The sequence below is a fragment of the Aquimarina algiphila genome, assembly GCF_007489275.1.
In the GTDB taxonomy this organism is placed as follows: Bacteria; Bacteroidota; Bacteroidia; order Flavobacteriales; family Flavobacteriaceae; genus Aquimarina; species Aquimarina algiphila.
The window spans coordinates 61,770-80,670 of the sequence record NZ_VLNR01000002.1 but is presented as its reverse complement, the minus strand read 5'-3'; the positions used below and the strand labels follow the sequence as shown (position 1 = coordinate 80,670).

The 18,901-nt window shown below is 32.8% G+C and carries 22 protein-coding genes; 20 read left to right on the top strand and 2 right to left on the bottom strand.

What is annotated here, in order from left to right:
* Positions 1 to 222 precede the first annotated feature (222 nt).
* The 14 genes from FOF46_RS01165 to FOF46_RS01100 all read left to right on the top strand — a co-directional run bounded on the left by FOF46_RS01165 (position 223) and on the right by FOF46_RS01100 (position 9,581).
* Positions 223 to 522, top strand: coding sequence for a helix-turn-helix domain-containing protein (locus FOF46_RS01165; protein WP_143915192.1), 300 nt, complete (start codon positions 223 to 225; stop codon positions 520 to 522).
* A 280-nt stretch (positions 523 to 802) separates the two neighbouring features.
* Entirely contained in the window at positions 803 to 1,651 is an 849-nt protein-coding gene (locus FOF46_RS01160) for a recombinase RecT (RefSeq protein WP_167571717.1), read from the top strand.
* Between the two features lie 4 nt (positions 1,652 to 1,655).
* Positions 1,656 to 2,120, top strand: a complete 465-nt coding sequence (locus tag FOF46_RS01155; protein ID WP_143915190.1) for a hypothetical protein — start codon at positions 1,656 to 1,658, stop codon at positions 2,118 to 2,120.
* A gap of 11 nt (positions 2,121 to 2,131) precedes the next feature.
* Entirely contained in the window at positions 2,132 to 2,548 is a 417-nt protein-coding gene (locus FOF46_RS01150) for a hypothetical protein (protein WP_143915189.1), read from the top strand.
* Entirely contained in the window at positions 2,548 to 3,303 is a 756-nt protein-coding gene (locus FOF46_RS01145; RefSeq protein ID WP_143915188.1) for a hypothetical protein, read from the top strand. The genes FOF46_RS01150 and FOF46_RS01145 overlap by 1 nt, the downstream gene beginning before the upstream one ends.
* 4 nt (positions 3,304 to 3,307) lie before the next feature.
* Positions 3,308 to 3,682, top strand: a complete 375-nt coding sequence (locus FOF46_RS01140; RefSeq protein WP_143915187.1) for a single-stranded DNA-binding protein — start codon at positions 3,308 to 3,310, stop codon at positions 3,680 to 3,682.
* 95 nt (positions 3,683 to 3,777) lie between these two features.
* Entirely contained in the window at positions 3,778 to 4,413 is a 636-nt protein-coding gene (locus tag FOF46_RS01135) for a hypothetical protein (RefSeq protein WP_143915186.1), read from the top strand.
* Positions 4,410 to 4,604, top strand: a complete 195-nt coding sequence (locus FOF46_RS01130) for a hypothetical protein (RefSeq protein WP_143915185.1) — start codon at positions 4,410 to 4,412, stop codon at positions 4,602 to 4,604. The genes FOF46_RS01135 and FOF46_RS01130 overlap by 4 nt, the downstream gene beginning before the upstream one ends.
* A 305-nt stretch (positions 4,605 to 4,909) precedes the next feature.
* A complete protein-coding gene (locus FOF46_RS31280; protein ID WP_167571716.1) occupies positions 4,910 to 5,512 on the top strand; it encodes a hypothetical protein in 603 nt (200 codons plus the stop codon).
* Complete coding sequence (locus FOF46_RS01120; RefSeq protein WP_167571715.1) at positions 5,499 to 6,203, top strand: hypothetical protein; 705 nt, start codon at positions 5,499 to 5,501, stop codon at positions 6,201 to 6,203. The genes FOF46_RS31280 and FOF46_RS01120 overlap by 14 nt, the downstream gene beginning before the upstream one ends.
* Before the next feature lie 10 nt (positions 6,204 to 6,213).
* Entirely contained in the window at positions 6,214 to 7,194 is a 981-nt protein-coding gene (locus FOF46_RS01115) for an OmpA family protein (protein ID WP_167571714.1), read from the top strand.
* Positions 7,195 to 7,199: 5 nt separating this feature from the next.
* Positions 7,200 to 7,991, top strand: a complete 792-nt coding sequence (locus FOF46_RS01110; RefSeq protein WP_143915181.1) for a hypothetical protein — start codon at positions 7,200 to 7,202, stop codon at positions 7,989 to 7,991.
* A gap of 26 nt (positions 7,992 to 8,017) precedes the next feature.
* A complete protein-coding gene (locus tag FOF46_RS01105) occupies positions 8,018 to 8,251 on the top strand; it encodes a hypothetical protein (protein ID WP_143915180.1) in 234 nt (77 codons plus the stop codon).
* A 256-nt stretch (positions 8,252 to 8,507) separates the two neighbouring features.
* Complete coding sequence (locus FOF46_RS01100; RefSeq protein WP_143915179.1) at positions 8,508 to 9,581, top strand: hypothetical protein; 1,074 nt, start codon at positions 8,508 to 8,510, stop codon at positions 9,579 to 9,581.
* Between the two features lie 30 nt (positions 9,582 to 9,611).
* Here FOF46_RS01100 and FOF46_RS01095 read toward each other — a convergent pair whose 3' ends face one another.
* Together FOF46_RS01095 and FOF46_RS01090 are read right to left on the bottom strand one after the other, a co-directional pair.
* Positions 9,612 to 9,992 carry a hypothetical protein gene (locus FOF46_RS01095; protein WP_143915178.1) on the bottom strand — a complete coding sequence of 127 codons (381 nt, stop codon included), beginning with the start codon at positions 9,990 to 9,992 and terminating at the stop codon, positions 9,612 to 9,614.
* Positions 9,952 to 11,307: a tyrosine-type recombinase/integrase gene (locus FOF46_RS01090; protein ID WP_143915177.1), complete on the bottom strand. Its 1,356-nt coding sequence runs from the start codon at positions 11,305 to 11,307 to the stop codon at positions 9,952 to 9,954. Before FOF46_RS01090 ends, FOF46_RS01095 begins: the two co-directional genes overlap by 41 nt.
* Before the next feature lie 299 nt (positions 11,308 to 11,606).
* On the opposite strand from FOF46_RS01090, the gene FOF46_RS01085 reads away from it, so the two are divergent.
* The 6 genes from FOF46_RS01085 (at position 11,607) to FOF46_RS01065 (ending at position 18,678) form a co-directional block, all read left to right on the top strand.
* A complete protein-coding gene (locus tag FOF46_RS01085) occupies positions 11,607 to 12,428 on the top strand; it encodes a DUF5694 domain-containing protein (RefSeq protein ID WP_143915176.1) in 822 nt (273 codons plus the stop codon).
* Between the two features lie 168 nt (positions 12,429 to 12,596).
* Positions 12,597 to 12,761: a DUF7738 domain-containing protein gene (locus FOF46_RS31275; RefSeq protein WP_167571713.1), complete on the top strand. Its 165-nt coding sequence runs from the start codon at positions 12,597 to 12,599 to the stop codon at positions 12,759 to 12,761.
* Positions 12,762 to 12,842: 81 nt separating this feature from the next.
* Entirely contained in the window at positions 12,843 to 13,508 is a 666-nt protein-coding gene (locus tag FOF46_RS01080; RefSeq protein WP_143915175.1) for a DUF6892 domain-containing protein, read from the top strand.
* A 96-nt stretch (positions 13,509 to 13,604) separates the two neighbouring features.
* Positions 13,605 to 14,270, top strand: coding sequence for a hypothetical protein (locus FOF46_RS01075; RefSeq protein WP_143915174.1), 666 nt, complete (start codon positions 13,605 to 13,607; stop codon positions 14,268 to 14,270).
* A gap of 391 nt (positions 14,271 to 14,661) precedes the next feature.
* Entirely contained in the window at positions 14,662 to 15,039 is a 378-nt protein-coding gene (locus FOF46_RS01070; protein ID WP_143915173.1) for a DUF2200 domain-containing protein, read from the top strand.
* A 444-nt stretch (positions 15,040 to 15,483) separates the two neighbouring features.
* The gene (locus tag FOF46_RS01065) at positions 15,484 to 18,678 is read left to right on the top strand and encodes an AsmA family protein (protein WP_143915172.1); all 3,195 of its coding nucleotides are present in this window, start codon (positions 15,484 to 15,486) and stop codon (positions 18,676 to 18,678) included.
* Positions 18,679 to 18,901 lie beyond the last annotated feature (223 nt).

Genomic DNA, 18,901 nt, shown 5'->3' with positions numbered 1-18,901 from the left:
TAAAGAATCCGGCTCAATTCGAGCAAAATTACATTTAGATTACCAAAGAATCCGGCTCAATTCGAGCAGTACTTCGCGTACAATATTTTAAAGAATTCGGCTCTACTTCGAGCAGACATACGTCAGAAATCACCTAAAGAATCCGGCTCAATTCGAGCGCACAATCAAGATTTTAAATGAGGCTATTATCTAGCTTCTCAAACCGTATATAATTTTTTTAAAATGAAGGAAACTCAAATCCACTTAATAGGGATGGAAGAGTCTGACTTACAGGCTCTTGTAGAAAAATCAATTCACAGAAATATAGGTTCTAAAATTGATAGAATCCTAGCACATATCACCAAAGAACAAGGGGAAGAAATCTTTACCGTTAAACAGGTTTCTAAAATGCTAGGTGTCCATACTGAAACACTACGACTTCATATTCGAGAGGGCTATTTAGAATGTAAAAAAGCAGGACGTAAATACATTATAACCAAGGCACAACTTGATAGTTACCTGTCATATAAAGGACACGCATAATGGATTTAAAAAACAAATTTTGCTTAATCAAGTCAAACCTCGATCACACGGTTGAAGTATTAGAAGCTTTAGGCTATGCTAAAAACCAGATCGATGCCACAGACGAACAAACAAAGGAGTGTTACATCTTGGCAGACTATCAAAAAGAACTCTACTGGTACATAGATAAGGAAACCGTCCCTACGGCTACACAAATTATCACAGACATATTTAAAACGGATATAATCATAGTAAACTAATCAATATGGCTAATTCATTAACCCCTGCTACTACTCTCTTCATGCAGGACTCAATCCAAGATCAATTTAAGTCTATACTAGGCGAAAAAGCACAAAGTTATATATCATCCGCATTACAGGTTGTCAATTCAGACAAATACCTTAGTTCGGCTGATCCGCAAACAGTCCTCCACGCAGTAGCCACAGCCGCAATCCTAGACCTTCCCATAAATCCAAGTTTAGGTTTTGCGTGGGTTGTGGCGTATAAAGGAAAAGCACAGTTTCAAGTAGGATGGAAAGGTTTTGTTCAACTCGCCATTAGATCGGGGCAATACAAAAAACTAAATGTTACAGAGGTATACGAAAATCAATTCACTGCGCACAATGCGTTAACCGAGGAAATTGTAGCGAATTTCAATCTTGTAGGTAAGGGCGAAGTAGTTGGATATGCGGCTTATTTTAGGCTTCACAACGGTATGGAAAAAACTGTTTTTTGGAGCAAACAAAAAGTGATCGATCACGCAAAAAAATACAGTACATCTTACGGAGATAAAAATTCACCTTGGACGAAACAGTTTGATGCAATGGCAAAGAAAACTGTGATTAAAAATACAATCTCCAAGTGGGGAATTATGAGTGTCCAAATGCAAACCGCACACTTAGCGGATCAAGCAGTACAGGAAGAAGAAGGTTCATACAGGTATGTAGATAATGAACCCGTAGAAAGCGCACCTAAAGAAATCAAAGAGCCTGAAATCGTATTCCTTACAGAAGAACAATTTAATAAGGCAATGAAGAGTACCCCGCAGGGGATAAAAGCGACCCTTACACGGTATGGTACAAAGTACAAAACAATGTCACCAGAGCATAAAACGGCATTGCAAAACCAATTACAAGAAATAGAAGGTTAAACAGATGGGAAAAAGTAAGGACATTTTCTTAGAGGTGGTACAGTCCGGTAACTTGGGTTATGATTCAGGTTTCACCAAGAAAGACGCTCAAAATACCGGACGGGTTGCCGCACAAAAAATCATTGAAGCCGGAGAGGTTGGCGTAATAGAAGCATTAACAAATGTAGTTCGCTTAAAAGAGGTAGTTACAGCCCTTTTTGAAGAACTCAAACAAAGCAAGGAAGTTGAGGATATTGACAAAATGGTATCAATGCAAGGAGTACAATTTTCTTCACGTAATACAGGCGACCTTTTAGACTATGAACAGGACGAAGTATACAAGGAACTTAAAGAAAAGTTAGCAGATCGTAAGGAGCTTTTAAGGGTGTCTTATAAATCCAAAGATACGATTTACGATAGTGAGGGAATTGAAATACCAAAAGTGCAAATTAAAAAATATGGATCAAGAAGTTTAGTAATTAATTTTTAAACATAAATCACATGGATCAACATTTATTTCAGGACTATGCCGAAGATGAACGAAAAATTATGCTTCGGGATAATGCATTAACTAATGAAGAACACACCTATTCCATTTCTTTATCAGAAGAGGAATTGTTAGAACTCAAAGAACAACACGCACAAAATTCGATTAAGCTTGCGGTTCTGGAAGAAAAGCGAAAGAAATTCACAGAGGAACTTAATAGCGAAAAGAAGCCTATTTCAGACGAGACAAAAGAGCAATTAGCTTTATTACGCACAGGTGTTAAAGAAGTTACCGAACCCTTGTACTTAATAGACTACCAAGAAGAAGGGCAAATGGCATACTTCAATGGGAAGGGTGTGCTGATCCGTCAGCGACCACTTAGACAAAATGAAAGACAATTGCATCTAATCACACACCAAAAATCAATATAATGAGCGTATCAACATTAGGCAACAGTTTTTTAAACTACGACGGAACAACTGGAAATTATCAGATTACCCCAAATTCAGGAGTAACAGAAATCCGAACAGGAGAAGCACCACCGCTAAAACATAGGTGTGATTTTTATGTACAGGGGCAAATTACCATACCTAAAGAACACATTCTAAAAGCAAAAGAAGAGGACTTAAATTTTGATAATTCTTTTGTTACCTACTCCATCAACCGTAGAGGCATAGATTTCATTCAAAACAATGGGGCGGTTTATGAGAGTTGCCAAACGTATAAAGGAACATTAGAACTCTCTCAAGACCTACAATTAACGGGCTTAAATTCTAGTAAAGAGTATAACCCTAAAACCTTGGCGCAATTCATTAGGATGCATCAATATATGTTTGAGGACAAAACAAAGGCAATGGAGCTTGTAAGCCAGCTTCAAAACTTTAAGGCAACCGTTGACAAACAAATCGAACTAACAAGTGATAACAGGGGCAATTTAACGGACTTAAAAGCGCAAGCCGTAAAAAGCAATCTACCTAAAGGTTTTATGATAACACTAGCGGTTTTTGAAGGGCAACCAGAACAAACTTTTGAGGTTGAAATAGATATTGATCCTTACGATTTAACCTGTCTTTTAGTGAGTCCGGATATTAAACAATATGTGGATAGGGAAGCCAGAAACATTATAGAGGCTGAACTAGGCGAAATAAACGCCAAATACCCGCAATTAAGAATCTTTGAACAATAGAGGGATGTTAAACAAAGTAATGCTTATCGGGAACGTAGGAAATGCGCCAGAGAAAAACACTACAAAAAGTGGGAATGAGGTTAGTTCTTTCTCTCTGGCAACAAGTGAGAACTACAAAGACAAAACCAGTGGTGAAAGAGTAACAAAAACGGAGTGGCATAAAATCTCTGCTTTTGGGAAAATAGCGGAGATACTTAATAAATATGTTACTAAGGGTTCTAAAATTTACATAGAGGGTAAAAACAAAACCAGTAGTTACGAAAAAAATGGAGTAACCCATTACACCACAAAAGTAGAGGTATCAGATTTTGCTTTTTTAGGGGATAAAAGAACAGCAGAAAAAGAAGAAAAAAACGACGATTTGCCGTTTGACGATTAGGTTAATTTTTAAGCAGGAAACAGGGGAATACAGATAAGGCGAAGAAATAATTTTGGGGAATAAAATTATCTTATCTCCCCTGTTTTTAAAAGGATATGAATTGCAATCATTGTGGTAAAAAAGTAAACAAAACTCAAGGAGCAATAAACAGGGCATTAAGAGAGGGAAAACCTATGTTTTGTAACAAGCAATGCCATTGGGAAAGTAGACGATTTACCACAGAAAAAAAGAAAGCGATTAAAAGAGAATACGATAAGGAATATCGTAAAAAGAATTTTGAAAGAATAAAGAAACGTAATCAACAATATAATAAAACCGAAGAAGGGCGAGCAACGCAAAAAAGAAACAGGGAAAATAGAAAAGACAAACATCTTGAATATTGTCGTAAACCAGATCAAAAGGAAAAAACTAAAAAAAGAGATTTTGAAAGGTATCATCAAAGAAATCATGGCTTAGATGTTTTTGATAGAAAAAAAAGGTGTCTGGTCTGCGAAAAAGAAAAGTCTATTCTGGACTTTTTATATACGTCATTGACCGAAGATAACAGAATGTATTTATGTAAAGAATGTGAAGCATATCAAAACCATATGTATAGCATCAATACAAAAAATACAGTAACCGCTATCGTAATGTATAGCAAAGGTCGCTTAACCAGAAGAGACGTATTGAAATATCCTGAATTTGTCGAGGCAAAGAAGTTTTACATATTACTAAAAAGGGAACTACAATGAAAAACGTACAACAGTTAAGAAAGGAGTTGGTAAAAGTATTTGAAGGAGTAAAAAACGGGGAGATTGATGTGTCAACAGGTAAAAACCTAGTAGCAACATCAAACGCTATGCTAAAGTCCGCACAGTTAGAATTAGAACATAGTAAGCTTATTGGGCGGACTAAGGTGATTAAGTTTTTAGAAACGGAGTAAAAATTTAAGAGAGAAACAATGCGGTGGCTAACCTCTTGGACGCAAGCCGGAGAAATCTTAAGGTTAGCTTCTCTCTTTTTATAAGTAAAAAAATGAGTGGTTGGGTAAAATTACATAGGTCATTTTTAAAATGGGAGTGGTATGACGATTCTAATACTTCTCGCCTTTTAGTTCATCTTTTACTTTCCGTCAATTTTGAAGATAAAAAATGGCGTGGTATTGTAATTAAATCGGGGTCGATGGTTTTAAGTTGGGCAAATCTCGCTAAACAAATAAAACTATCAGTAAGTCAATGCAGAACCGCAATGAAAAAACTAGAAGATAGCGGAGAAGTAACAAGGAAAACAACAAACAAATTTCAGCTCATAACCCTTGTCAAATGGGAAGAAATGCAAATTAAAGAAGAGTTGATGACAAGCAACTTAACAGATAAATCGCAGACAGATCGCAGACAGATCGCAAACAAATCGCAGACAGATCGCAAACAAATCGCAGACAAATCGCAACAACTAAAGAATATAAGAAATAAAGAAAGAGAAGAAATAAAAGAAAAAAAAGAAAGAGAAGAACTTAAGAATATAACCTATGCCGAAGTAGAAATTTTTCCAACGTTTGAAGATTTTTGGAATTGTTACGATAAAAAAGTTGGTAAGAAAAAAAACATTAAAAAAAAATGGGAAATGATTTCTCATGCTGAAAAATTAAAAATAATGCAGCACGTAGAAAAATATAAAATCTCACAACCGGAAAAACAATATCGAAAAAATCCAGAAACCTACCTGAATAACGAAAGTTGGAACGATGAAATAATATTTAGAACAAATGGACAAGAGCAACAAACTAGACAAAAGCCTATCTACAGCCAAGAGTTTCAAGACAGAATTAAAAAAAACCTTGGACTTATTTAGCCCTGCCAACTGTTTTAAGCATGGTAAACTAAAAATAAAAACCATCGAAGACGCTATAAATCTACCTAGTAAAACACTTGGAAGTTTTAAAAAAGAATATGGTGAGGATTTTACAATTTCTTACGTTGAGCTTTGGGTCACAGATTTAAACAACTCAATCAGCGTAAAAAATTTATTGACAGAATCACAAATTTCTTTTATCGCAGAAGGGATATGTCGTCAATATCCTTTAAAAATCACTGATCTAACGCTTTTTTTTAGAAATATCAAAGAAGGTGTTTACGGAAATTTCTATGAAAGTCTCTCGCCAGATAAAATTTTAAGTTGGTTAAATCGCTACTGGTCAGAGAGGCTTGACATAGGCTCTATGATGTCACAGGGACGCTCTAACGGATTTTCTATGAGCAAGGATGGTATTGATCCAGAAGTTGCTAAAGAGATGTTTAAAGGCATTAAAACGCCTAAAAAAAAAGAATTAAGTCAAACCTTGTCTGAAACACTGCATAAAAACCCGCCTAAATCTATTGATTTTGAAGAAGGTTTTATGGATGAATTAAGGGAGTTGTGCAAAACAAAAACCGTCGAAGAATTAGAAGAAGTGGCGCAAAATTGGTTGTTAAGAAAAGATTTAGAACACTACGTCGAAATCATACAGGGGGAGATTAAAAACAGAGTAAATACTAACAAATAAATCAATGAAAATGAAAACAAAAATTTTAACAATGGGGCTTTTGATGATAACAGCATTTTGTTATTCTCAACTTTCTCTGGAAGTAAGAGCCGGAGGTAATTTTTATTACGACGAGGCAAGCACAAGCGAGGTAGCAGAACACGCAGCCGTAGGACTTGCTTATGAATTTGATAATTGGATAAAACCAAGGCTAGTACTAAGTGCCGGAGCATTAAAAGATAATGATACAGGCTATGATACGGGATATTATGGGCTTGATTTAGATATCTTATTTAACCTAAAAAGCATAGCGGGTAGACCATACAAATTTTGGAGGATTTACCCCCTTATTGGCGTAGGAGCTTCACACTATGAAGATCAAGATGTATTAACAATGAATTACGGGATTCTTAACACTTTTAGACTTAACAATATTGTTTCCCTTGGGTTAGAAGTTGGAGGGAAAGATTTATACTCTTTAAGAACCCCTATTGGATTCCCTAACCAACCAACAAATGCGAGAGGTGCGAACGGTTTTACCTACTATGCAGGGCTTAGTATTTCTATCAATTTAACAGAGGCAAAAGAAGAGAAAAAAGAGCCTAGAATCATTGAAAAACACTTCACTAAAGAGATCATAGAAAAACCCGCAATTGTTAATAACTATAATTGCAATGATTGTGTAAAAGAAGTACCTAAAAAATACACCTATCACATTTTCTTTTCAGAAGGGAAAACCTATATAGAAACAGGGCAAGTAAACACCTTGAAAAAAGCAATCCAAACCATCAAGGATAATCCTAATTATTCCGTGACCATTAATGGTTATGCTTGTGGTACTCATGGCTCTAAAAAGCTAAACTTAAAACTTAGTGAAAAACGGGCAAAATCGGTAGAATTATTCCTTGAGGAAGAACTAAAAAAAGAGTACACATCTACAGGTTACGGGGTAGACCAAGTACATAACCACCAACACTTAAATAAAAACGTAACCATAACAATCAAAAAATAATAACCATGAAAAAAGCACTAATCATTTTGCTAGTATTATCCTTGGGGTTCGGGTGTACAGCAGTAGAAAAAAACGAAGAAATACCAACTATTCAGGGACTTGACGGACAAGACGGACAAGACGGAGAAGATGGAACGGATGGCGAAGATGGCAACGATGGAACAGATGGCAACGATGGAGAAGATGGAGAAGATGGAACAGATGGAGAAGATGGAGCAGATGGTGAAAACTGTTATGATGGTTTGACAGATCAAAACGGGGATAATGTTGTAGATATTTACGACTGTAGATACATCGAAGAAAAACGTTGTACCAAAGTCATAAATACGGAACTATGTGCAAGAGTACAAACACGTTTTGTTATTAAACTTTCAATCCAACATAAACCCGATGTTTTTCTCTCTGAAAATGGGTTACACTTCATAGAATACGAGGACGATAAAACCGCTTTGTTATGCGGAAATGTTCAGAATAACAAAACCAATAAACGCTATGAAATTGAAATTAAATTCACTGGAAAGTTAGATACTCCACAAGACAACACAACACATCAATGTTTTCATGTTGATGGTTCGCTCTGGAATTATTACACCTCCTTTGAAGGATGGATAAAAAGCGTAGATGGAACAGTAGACTTGCAGTTAAAAGATATTGGTAAAATGCTTCAAATCGGAGTAGATGCAAATGTCCTTGAAAACCGACCAGATTACCTCGGGGTTGCGGGATGGTTCACAGTGCCTAATAATCAATACATAGAATTAGGTGAACTGAACTTTAATATCTTTTGTAAAGAGTGAGGGCAGCCGAAAGCAGTCATAAAAAAATGAGTTGGTGTATTAAGCATGGTCTTAAAATATACCCTCAACACACTATGCGAGGATATAAAATCATTGTGGCTAAAAAGAAAAATGGAAGATGGAAAGAAGAATTAGGCACAATGGTTTTTCCTAAAAACCCGAACAGTAAACAACCTAAATGGTGGGAAAAAATTTTTGAATTATATGAACATTATTATGATAAATATTATCCTAGAATAAACAAACAAAATGACCTATGATGAATGGAAAACGCAAACGCCACCAGAACAGCCAGAAAAAGAATGTCTCTTCTGTGGCTTACCCACAGAGAAAACGTATTGTAGTGAGGACTGTAAAAGAGCTGATATATTCGACAGGGCGTAAGTAAAAACTTACAATTAATTACGGTCAACCCGTAAAAGCCTCTATTACAGAGAGAAATGTTTTATAAGTGAAGCAAAATATTATATATTGGCTTAGTTAAAAATAAATATTAACAAAACCACTTTAACCTTTATGAAAAATCAAGACGTAAAATTAGAAAATCAAGAGGTCGATTATAAGCCCGTGCCTCTTACAGATCAACAACAAAAAGTATATGATGAAATACTATCTTATGCCGATGTTGAAAACCGTTTCAAATCACCTTTAAAACTTGTAGTTCTTCTGGTTACTCCTGAAATGGCTAAAAAATTTCTAAAAAGAAATAGGGTCAATAGGAGTTTATCAAAGCAGAACATACAAAAAGCTGTTTTAGCAATGAAAACGGGAGAATGGGATGAGAATACAGGCGATGTAATTAAATTTAATATCAATGGCGATTTAATAGACGGACAGCACCGTTTACACGCTGTAATTGAATTAGGTATTGCTGTTCCTATGACTTTTATGTTTAATTGTTCAAAAGATGCTCTCTTTAAAATTGACACAGGTAAAAAAAGGTCTATCTCAGACATTTTGAGCATGAATAATATCAAGTACTATACCGAAATTCCTGCTATCATTTTATTTGAGCAAGTTATACGATTTACAAAAGGGAGTTCTAAAGGGGCGCAAAGCTATAGATCACCTGATCCTAGATTAAGTCGGTCTAATGTTCATGTATTAGAAGAAACACTAAAAAGAAAAGAATGGTACTATCTGTTAATGGTGAAAGGAAATAGATATAGAGAAGCTATGCGTGATTGTTTGCCAAAATCTTTTTTAGCTAAGTTTTATAATATATTTGTTCAAATTGATAAAGACCACGCAGATAGATTTTTTGACGCTTTATGTTATCAAAAAAACGTGTATGGTGGTCATCCTTGTCTAACCTTACGAGAGTTATATATTGAAAATTATAAAAGCACCTTTAAGAAATTAGCAACAAGGGAAAAAGAGGCGTGTATGATTTTAGCATGGAACGCATTTATAAACGGTGAAGATATTTGGAATTTTGACAAATTGAATCTAGATAAATTTCCGACTGTTTTTGGTATTAAAAACTTCAAACGTTATGAAGGAATACCTGAAAGCATGAAAGAAGAATATAACGCGATAAAGCACGAAATGGGAAAGAAAAAGGATAGGGATAAGAAGAAAGTTGCTTAAAACGGTTATTACGCAAAAAAAAGCGGTGTACTATAAGTCACCGCTTTTTTTGTTTAAAAGATCAAGAATCTCTTCTTGATTTGAAAGAATCTTTTGTTGATTTAAAATGATTAAATCTTCTTTTGTAGGGATATCGTTTATAAGTAAATTACGACTCGCGTTAATGTCTTTAATATCTGATAAAACCATATCGTTAATATCAACGTTACCCCGTAAATATTGGCTATTTATTTCGGGATAACGTTTAACTATTATTTTAATCAGATTTTCACTTATAGCAGAGGTTTCGCCTTTTTCTATTTTATAGAGCCTATCGCGCTTTACTTCTATTATTTCAGCCAAAGCGTTTATTGTTCTCGCTCCAGTATATTTAAGCACTTCTTTTAAGATTCTCGACGCTCTCGTTTCCATTGTCATATAATTCTTTAATTCCTTTTACTCTCTCAATACCAGATAATTTAATATATTCTAACATTTGATCTTCATTAGTCCATCCCATCATTGCCATAATCGCTGATTTTGGCACTTTACCAAATAAATTAGTTGCGGCACTTTGTCGCATGATATGGCTCGTTGCTTCTTTGTATATTGGGACTTCAAATATACCATCTTTAAGAAACTTCTTTTGAGAGGTTTTTACAATTCTAGTAATACCCGCCATTTCTATAATGGTTTTAACCGCATTATTAAATTTTAATAAGTACTTTACGCTTCTATCGGGTAAGCCGTTATGTTCTTCTAATATTTCTTTTAAAAAAGGATGAATAGGAATAGAAACCTCTATACCGCCTTTTGCCCCTCTTGTTTTTAAAGGTTTATAGCGGATATGATTCCCTTCAATGTGTCGGTTCTCTAAAGAATATTCTTTTTCTCCTGTTTCTTCATTTATACGCTTGTGATAACCTGTAACATCACTTACTCGTAAACCTGTAACCAGACCAATAACAAAAGCAGTTTTAAAACGGCTAAGTTCTTTGTCCTCTATTTCAAGCCTGTATATTGTTTCAACCTCTTCACTGGTTAAATATGGCATAATCACAGTCTCTTTTTTATCTTCTATAGCTACTTTTTTCAAATATGATTTATCCACCTCAATATTATCTTCTACCGCCCTGCTAAGAAAAAATCTTAAATAAGTGTAGTCTAAGCTAATCGATTTTGCTGCATATTTTTTAAACAATTCCTTTACAAACTTCACAACAAAAGCGTTACCCATATCTTTAATTTTAAGATTTTCATAATCAATGTTAGGGGTCTTTTTTTCTAATTTATCGATGAAATCAATATACTTTTCTAAGTTTGCTTTACTCATAAGCTTACCGTTTCTACCAACATGATTTTTTGCATGATGCTTTAACCAATATTTTGCAAAATCTACATAATATATCCTTTTTCGGTCTACGTTCTTTTTCTCATGTTCCGGTCTCTTAAAAATATCTTCTACAATATCAGATAACCAATTATCGTGAAACCCTTCGTTTAAACTTATTGTGGTATTAAACTTATCGTAAATTGCTTTTTTTAATTTTGCTATATTCGTATTTTCAACGGGGTATACGAATTTAGAAGATGTTCTAACTCTTTGTTTTTTTTGATTCCAATTTTTACGGGAAACGATAATAGGAGTTGTTGTTTGTTTTTCGTAATTTATCTCTTCATATCGAAATCTAACGTCAAGTTTTCCGATATCTTTTTTAGATCGATATCTAAAATACACATTACACATAATAAACTGTTTTAAATTAAATAAAGTGGCGGGGAACTTGTCCCTTAATTTGTCCCTTAAAATTAATGTTTTGTTGTGTCTTAAACAACTATGTTAGACAATAATTTCGGTAAGTGGTCTTTAGGAAACCTTATAAACACTGTGTTTTAGACAAGTTTAGACAAGTTAAGACAGTGATCTTATTATAAATTAAACAAGAAATAAAAATGTGCAGATAAATCGATTGATTCAGGGGTATTTACCTTGCTCTGATTCATATATTCGACGTTGGTAGTAATTAGAACTAAAATACAAATAGTATGAAATCATTTTTAACTTTTATAATTTGCTTTTTGCTTCTTACAGGATGCAATAGAACAAAGGAAAAAGAAGAGAAACAAAAAGTCAATGATAAGCCAAAAATCTCAATTTTAGGGGTGTTTCATTTTGCGGGAACATCAGATTTCTCTTCTGTTCAATTTGAAAGTCTTGAATCTGAAAAAAGACAAATCGAGATTAAAGATATTGTTAAAAAACTTAAAGAATTTAGACCGACTAAAATCATGCTCGAATATCCTTCTGTTGATTCAAAGTATTTAGATAGCTTGTATAATGAAACTCTAAATGATAATCGTGATTTCACTATTAATGAAATAGAGCAGTTGGGATTTAGGTTAGCAAAAGAGTTAAATCATAATCGAGTTTATTCTATAGACTATAAGCTAGATTTACCATTTGATGAACTTATAGAATTTGCCGAAAATAATGATAAAAGAAGATATGAAAATATGATTGCTTCGATCAAAGCACAAGACAAAAAAGAATCTGATTTTTTAGCTAAAAATTCTATGCTGGATTATCTTATCTACCGGAACTCAGATAAAGAAGATATTAGAAATAAAGATCAATACTTAAATCAAACAGCAAAATTCGTAAATGACTCAAACTACATTGGAGCAAAATTCGTATCCAAATGGTGGGAACGTAATATTTATATGATGACTAATATTGACCGATGGATTACCCCAGATGATAGAGTTTTAGTTATAGTAGGAGCCGCTCACAGAGCTGTAATAAAAGACTTCTATGAGGACAGAACTGACATAGAATATGTAGAAATTACGAATTATTTAAAAAAATAAAACTATCGACAACAATAGCAATAAGTAATTGCTTGTTCTCGCCTATTTTGAAAAATGCTCGTAGATTTTTAGCTTAGTCTGTACTTGCAAAGTTATGTACTCAACTACAAAACTACTCATAGCCATAACGTCATAACCAATTTAAAATAGACTGCACTGCCAAAGAAAATGATAAAAATATTCAATCTAAAAAATAAATCATCTGATATCATTATTCGCATCCAAAATGATCAACTTTCTATCGACGAAAATGTTCTTGAATTCCCAATGGATTGGAAAGAACTTAAAAAATGTTTTGGAGAACCCACAGAAATCAAGAGAAATGGAATTTAATGGAAAGATATAGGGATAAGTACAAATCCGCATGGTAATGGTCAAACAAATCACTTATCTCTGCATACCGACTATAATCCAATGGAAGTAAGTTCAAAATCTAAACAAAAACCATTTTTTAAAGGTAAAATAGTTGTTGATGGGATTGAAATCAATAAAAGTCGTTTTGAAAATATCACAATGCGAAAATATGAGGTAAAGCACTTTACATATACTGGGAAAAAAAGTCCTTGCCTAATTGATATTTCTTACAATCAAATTTTTGACAAGGGTTTTGTTAAGCCTAAACCGACAAAAGATAAGTATACCATTGAGAAGTTAGAGGAAGAACAAATTGAATTTAGTGATTTTGGTTTTAAATTATCGGTGATTCAAGAATTGATGTATAATAAAGAACTTTTGAAACCTAAATTTGATTTGGATGAATTTGTAGAATTATACGACCAAAGAGAAATCAATATAGAAGAAGAAGGATACGAACCAATACCTGAAGTAACTGAATATTTTAAGAATTTGCCTGTACCTAAAAAATTGGCAACTGAAATAACAGAAATTTATCAAGATGGAGGAAATGATATTTATATGCAACTTTTAAGATTCGGAGAAGGTTGGGAAGATTATTGGGATATAGAAAACACTGAAGATGCAACGCAGTTTCCTAATTTGAAAAAAGCAATATTATGTTATGCAAAGGATAATGTAATTGAGGAGTTGAATAATATGGGAATTAAGGCTGAATGGCTATAATTAATATGTAGGTTGGTACTTAATCAAAAGCTCACTACTTTTAATTCATTTACTAATCATAACTAGGACGTTGTCGCAAATTAAAAACAGATTGAAGTGAAGAAAATTTTAATCATTGTATTTTTATTATTTTATGGAAAATCTTTTGCTCAATATAAATTTGATTTTTCTAATTTAAGTATTTCAGAGTCAAAAGTCGACTCTATAAATTACTATTATAATAAAGTCCTGAAAAGTAAGAGAGAAGAAAAGAAAAAATTTGAAAAACAATTTTTTCAATCATTACCTAACAATCATACTGAAATGAGTCATGCTATGTATATAGATTCTTCTAAAAAGTTAATTGAGTATGAGGAAAATAAACATAAAAAGAATTATATCCCAAAATCATATATCATAAACCCTTGGGTAAAACATTTAAGTTCTATGGATTACAATGACAAAAAAGAATACTATAGAAAATATTTTAACATCTGTATTGGAGGGAAATATGGAGCCGATTATATGCAAGACGGTTTTGAGATATACAAAAGATTTCTTGTAGATACCGAACAGGCTTCTATTGAGATGAACAAATTAAATGATGAGCAAATAGAAAGTATTTTTTGGTTTATTTTTGACGAAACACACCCCGAACATAATGAAAAGAAAATTTCTTTATACAATCAAATGATGAGGAAAATTAAAAAGTATAATTCTCGAATAGCATATTTACTTGAAAAAAGTTATAATCGAGTTCTATCTGCTAAAAAAGGGCATTAATATCGATAAAAAAACGTACTACAACCATATATATATAAGATCATAGCAGCTAAATAACTAAGTGGATGATCTGGTTATTTTAGAGTGGCGTAGTACTTTCAATAAAGAAAAATTAGTAACCAATGAACAAAAAATTGAAAAATCACACTCCCGAATTTCTCAATTTTTGCGGAATGAATCTTTGAGCAGAATTAAAAGCTAAACGAAATCGTTAGCTGAATAAACTCTGCCCACTCGAGGAATATCAACACCTCATAAAATTAATTGCTAGCACTAACTAAAATCCCCATGGATTCTCTATTCGGTTTGTATTTGTTAAATTAGTTGCTAAAACATAGTATAAAATTATACACAAACACGGTAACATCAATTAGTTAAAAATCCAATAAAAATGAAAGTTACAGCCGAAAAAAATGAAAAGGTTGCCAATATGATATTTGCATCCATTTATCCATTATACCTGAATAGATTAGAGAAAAATGGTAGAACAAAAGAAGAACTCAACCAAGTAATTAAATGGTTTACTGGTTTTGATCAAGATGCTTTACAAGCACTTATAGATGAAAAAGCAACTTTTAGAACATTTTTTCAAAAAGCCGAAATAAATCCAAACGCGCACTTAATTAAAGGAGTCGTTTGTGGTTATAGAATTGAAGAAATAGAGAATGAATTTGAATTGTATAAACAATGTAGACGTATGGAAAAGCTGATTGATGAATTGGCAAGAGGTCGTAAAATGGAGAAAATTATGCGAGAAGAAAAGAAATAATATCAAAAGAATGGAATATATTATTGGTTTTTTGATGATTGGCATTCTTGGTGGATTGTTAATTTATAAAATAACAAAAAGAAAAAAATATGTAATCATATTTTCAATAATTATTCTACTAATGTTCCTTCTTCCTTGGATTCTATTGTTTTTAGCGTTTTCAACTGGAGCAGAATTTCCAGACTAAAACTTTTTATTGGCATCTAATTATAAATTAAGTTTGAAAACTAAAAACACAGATATTTATTTTTCTAAATTAAATGTATAGATCGGTGTCGTTAGGAAGAATGGCTTTAAATATTCTAAATTATTAAAAACTTTAAAATATATAATCAATAAATACGGTTGGCCCAAAAACTAAATCGTATTCTAAAATAAGATTTTTTCATACTAATTCGTTACTTTTAAGGTCAAACACCTTTTCTAACCCTAAAGATATCTACTTTGAAAATTAAAAAATTCTGGAAACGAATTTTACTAGTACTGATTTTAGTTCCTATTTTATCAGTAGGAGGCCTAATGCTATATATTCAGAGTAACCAATCTGAAATTATAAAAGAGGAGATTGCAAAACTAAACAAAGAACACAAAGGACTTATTAGTGTTGGCAAAAGTGAATTATCTCTTTTTAGCAACTTTCCATACATCTCTATAAAAGTATATGATGTAAAAATTTTAGAAACCAAAGAAGATACTGCATCAGTCATAATGGATGTAAAAGACATATATATAGGTTTTAATCTATGGGATATGGTGAAAGGAAATTATGATATTCAGTCTTTAGTAATAGAAGAAGGCGTTTTTAATATTGTGATTCATGAAAATAACACGACGAATATTCAAAATTCCTTAGCAAGTACTTCTGAAACAGAAACACCTTCTACCAATATTCATCTAAAAAAAATCAGATTTAAAAGTCTTGATATCCATACCTTAGATGAAGCCACAAATACAGATGTCGAAAAATTCATGTATGCTGGCACAGGTGGTTTTAGCCAAAAAGATAGTATCATTGCTGGGCATATAGATACTCATTTTGAGTTAAATGTAATCAAAGATGGAGACACTACCTTTATACATAATAAACATTTTGAAGTAAGTACTGATGTAGTATTTAATGAATATACAGGAATTCTTGACATACAACCTTCGAGTATTGTCATGGAAAATGGAGATTTTGAGTTAGAAGGTTCCATAGATACAAAGAATGATGTAGATCTTGACCTTTCTATAAAAGGAACAAAGCCCAATTTTGATATGTTGATTGCTTTTGCTCCAACAGATGTCATACCGGTATTAGAGAAATATAGAAATGCTGGCGAAATCTATTTTAATGCCAATATCCAGGGACCCGCTAACAAAGGAAACAGACCTTTTATCAAAGCCAATTTTGGAGCTGGTAAAGCCTTTTTAGAAAATACTAAAAAAGCAAAAAAAATAGATAATATGGGCTTCAACGGTCATTTCACTAACGGAGAAAATAGAGATGCAAGTACCATGGAATTTTCTCTAACTGATATGACTGCTTCTTTAGAAAAAGGAGAATTTGAAGGCTCTATTTTTGTAAAGAATTTTGAATCTCCAGAAGTGAACATGCAAATAAACTCGAATTTCAATCTCGATTTTATTGCAGACTTTTTTGAACTAGAGCAAGTACAAGATGCGTCAGGACAAGTTTCGCTGAAAATGAATTTTCACGATATTATTGATATTGACAACCCCGAAAAGGCATTGCAAAAACTCAATCAAGCGTACTTTACAGAATTGATTGTAAAAGACTTGAGTTTAGTCGCCAAAGAACTTCCTGCTCCCCTGCACGATTTGAATGTGCATTTAGTAATGGATGGCAAGAAAGCCACACTGAACCAGTTTGAACTATTGATAGGAAATTCGGATCTATCAGTAAGTGGTTTTTTTTCAGACTTACCTTCAATTATACATCATACTAACATTCCTGTAGAAGCTCATTTGGATATTTCCTCCAAGTACTTAGATATTGCCCAATTAACAGGTTTTTCAAAACAAGATACTACCCAAACCGGTTTTGATGAACAAATAAAAAACCTAAGCTTGGGGTTTTCTTTTAAAGCTTCTGCAAAAGATTTTACAGAATCAGAGTTTTTACCCAAAGGTGAATTTTTTATCGATAGTTTATATGCTGACTTGGAACATTATCCGCATAAACTACATGATTTTCATGCCGATATGTTAATAAATGACAAAGACTTAGAAATAATAGATTTTACAGGGTATATAGATGATAGTGATTTTCATTTTGACGGGCTAATACATGATTATGCTTTTTGGATGCAACCCCAACTTAACGGAGATGTAGATTTAGATATCAATCTCACCTCTAAAAAGTTAAGACTGGAAGATGTCTTTTCCTATAAGGGAGAAAATTATGTTCCAAAAGAATATCGACATGAAGCGTTTGATGATTTGGCATTACACTTTGCCTCTAGTATGCATTATAAAGATTCTGCATTACATTCTATAGATCTGGCTTTAGATAAGTTAGATACAAAAATGAAATTGCATCCACTTCGCTTTGACCATTTTAGAGGAAACATACATTATGAAGAGGAACATTTGGTGATAAAAGATTTTCATGGAGAAATAGGAACCACCAATTTTAATTTCGATTTAAATTATTATTTGGGAGAAGATCAGAAAATAAAGAAAAGAGATAATTATTTCGAATTAAAGGCAAATTATATCGACTTTGATGCGCTTTTCAATTTCGATTTAAGTCCCAAAAAATCAACAGAAGTTGTTACTTCAAAGACTGCAGATGTAAAAGAACATGCAGATGCCTTCAATTTATATGAGTTGCCATTTACGGATATGCAATTTAAAGTAGATATCGCTCACTTTATTTACCATAGAATAGATCTTCAAAACATCAAAGCAGATTTAAGAACAACACTCAACCATTACATTTATATAGATACCTTAAATATGGATGCTGCAGGAGGAAATATTCGATTAAGTGGATATTTTAATGGTAGCGATCCAAAACATATCTATATGCAGCCGGATTTAGTTATGAATAATGTTGATTTGGATAAATTGCTGTTCAAATTCGAAAATTTTGGGCAAGACCATCTTGTTTCCGAAAATTTACAAGGGAAACTCACCTCCAGAATTAAAGGTAAGATTAGAGTATACCCGGATATGGTTCCAGACCTGGATCAATCTACTATAGAAATGGACGTAAAAGTATTAAATGGAAGATTAAAAAATTACGATCCAATGCTGGCCCTTTCAGATTATATGGGAGCTAAAAACTTACAAAACATTCGGTTTGATACCTTACAAAACAGCTTGGATATCAAGAAAGGAAAAATTAATATTCCCTCTATGACGATCGAATCTACTTTGGGCCATATGGAATTGTCTGGAACACATGATAATAATCAAAATATTGATTATTATTTACGTATTCCTTTGAAAACTGTCAGAAAAGCTGCCTGGCAAAAAATATTTGGAAACAAAAAGGATGCTGCTATTAATGAAGAGCAAGAAGACGAGATTGTAGAAATAGATCCTAACAAAAAAATAAAGTATCTCAATCTAAAGATCAAAGGGAATATAGATGATTATAAGGTTTCATTAGGTAAGAAAAAAGAAAAGTAACATCAGATTTTGAAAATTTTACTGGAAGATGAACTCTTGATATTGTTGAAATCTAAACCGACTCTATATCAATATGGGAATCTATACGGAATGATTATAAAAAAAAGGATTTTAGGATACTTTTAGAAGTATAGAACATAATTTTTAGAATTACAATACTATTAATTGTCTGTTTATTTTTTTCTTGTAAAGAAAAAAATAAACAACCCGAAGAAACAAAAAA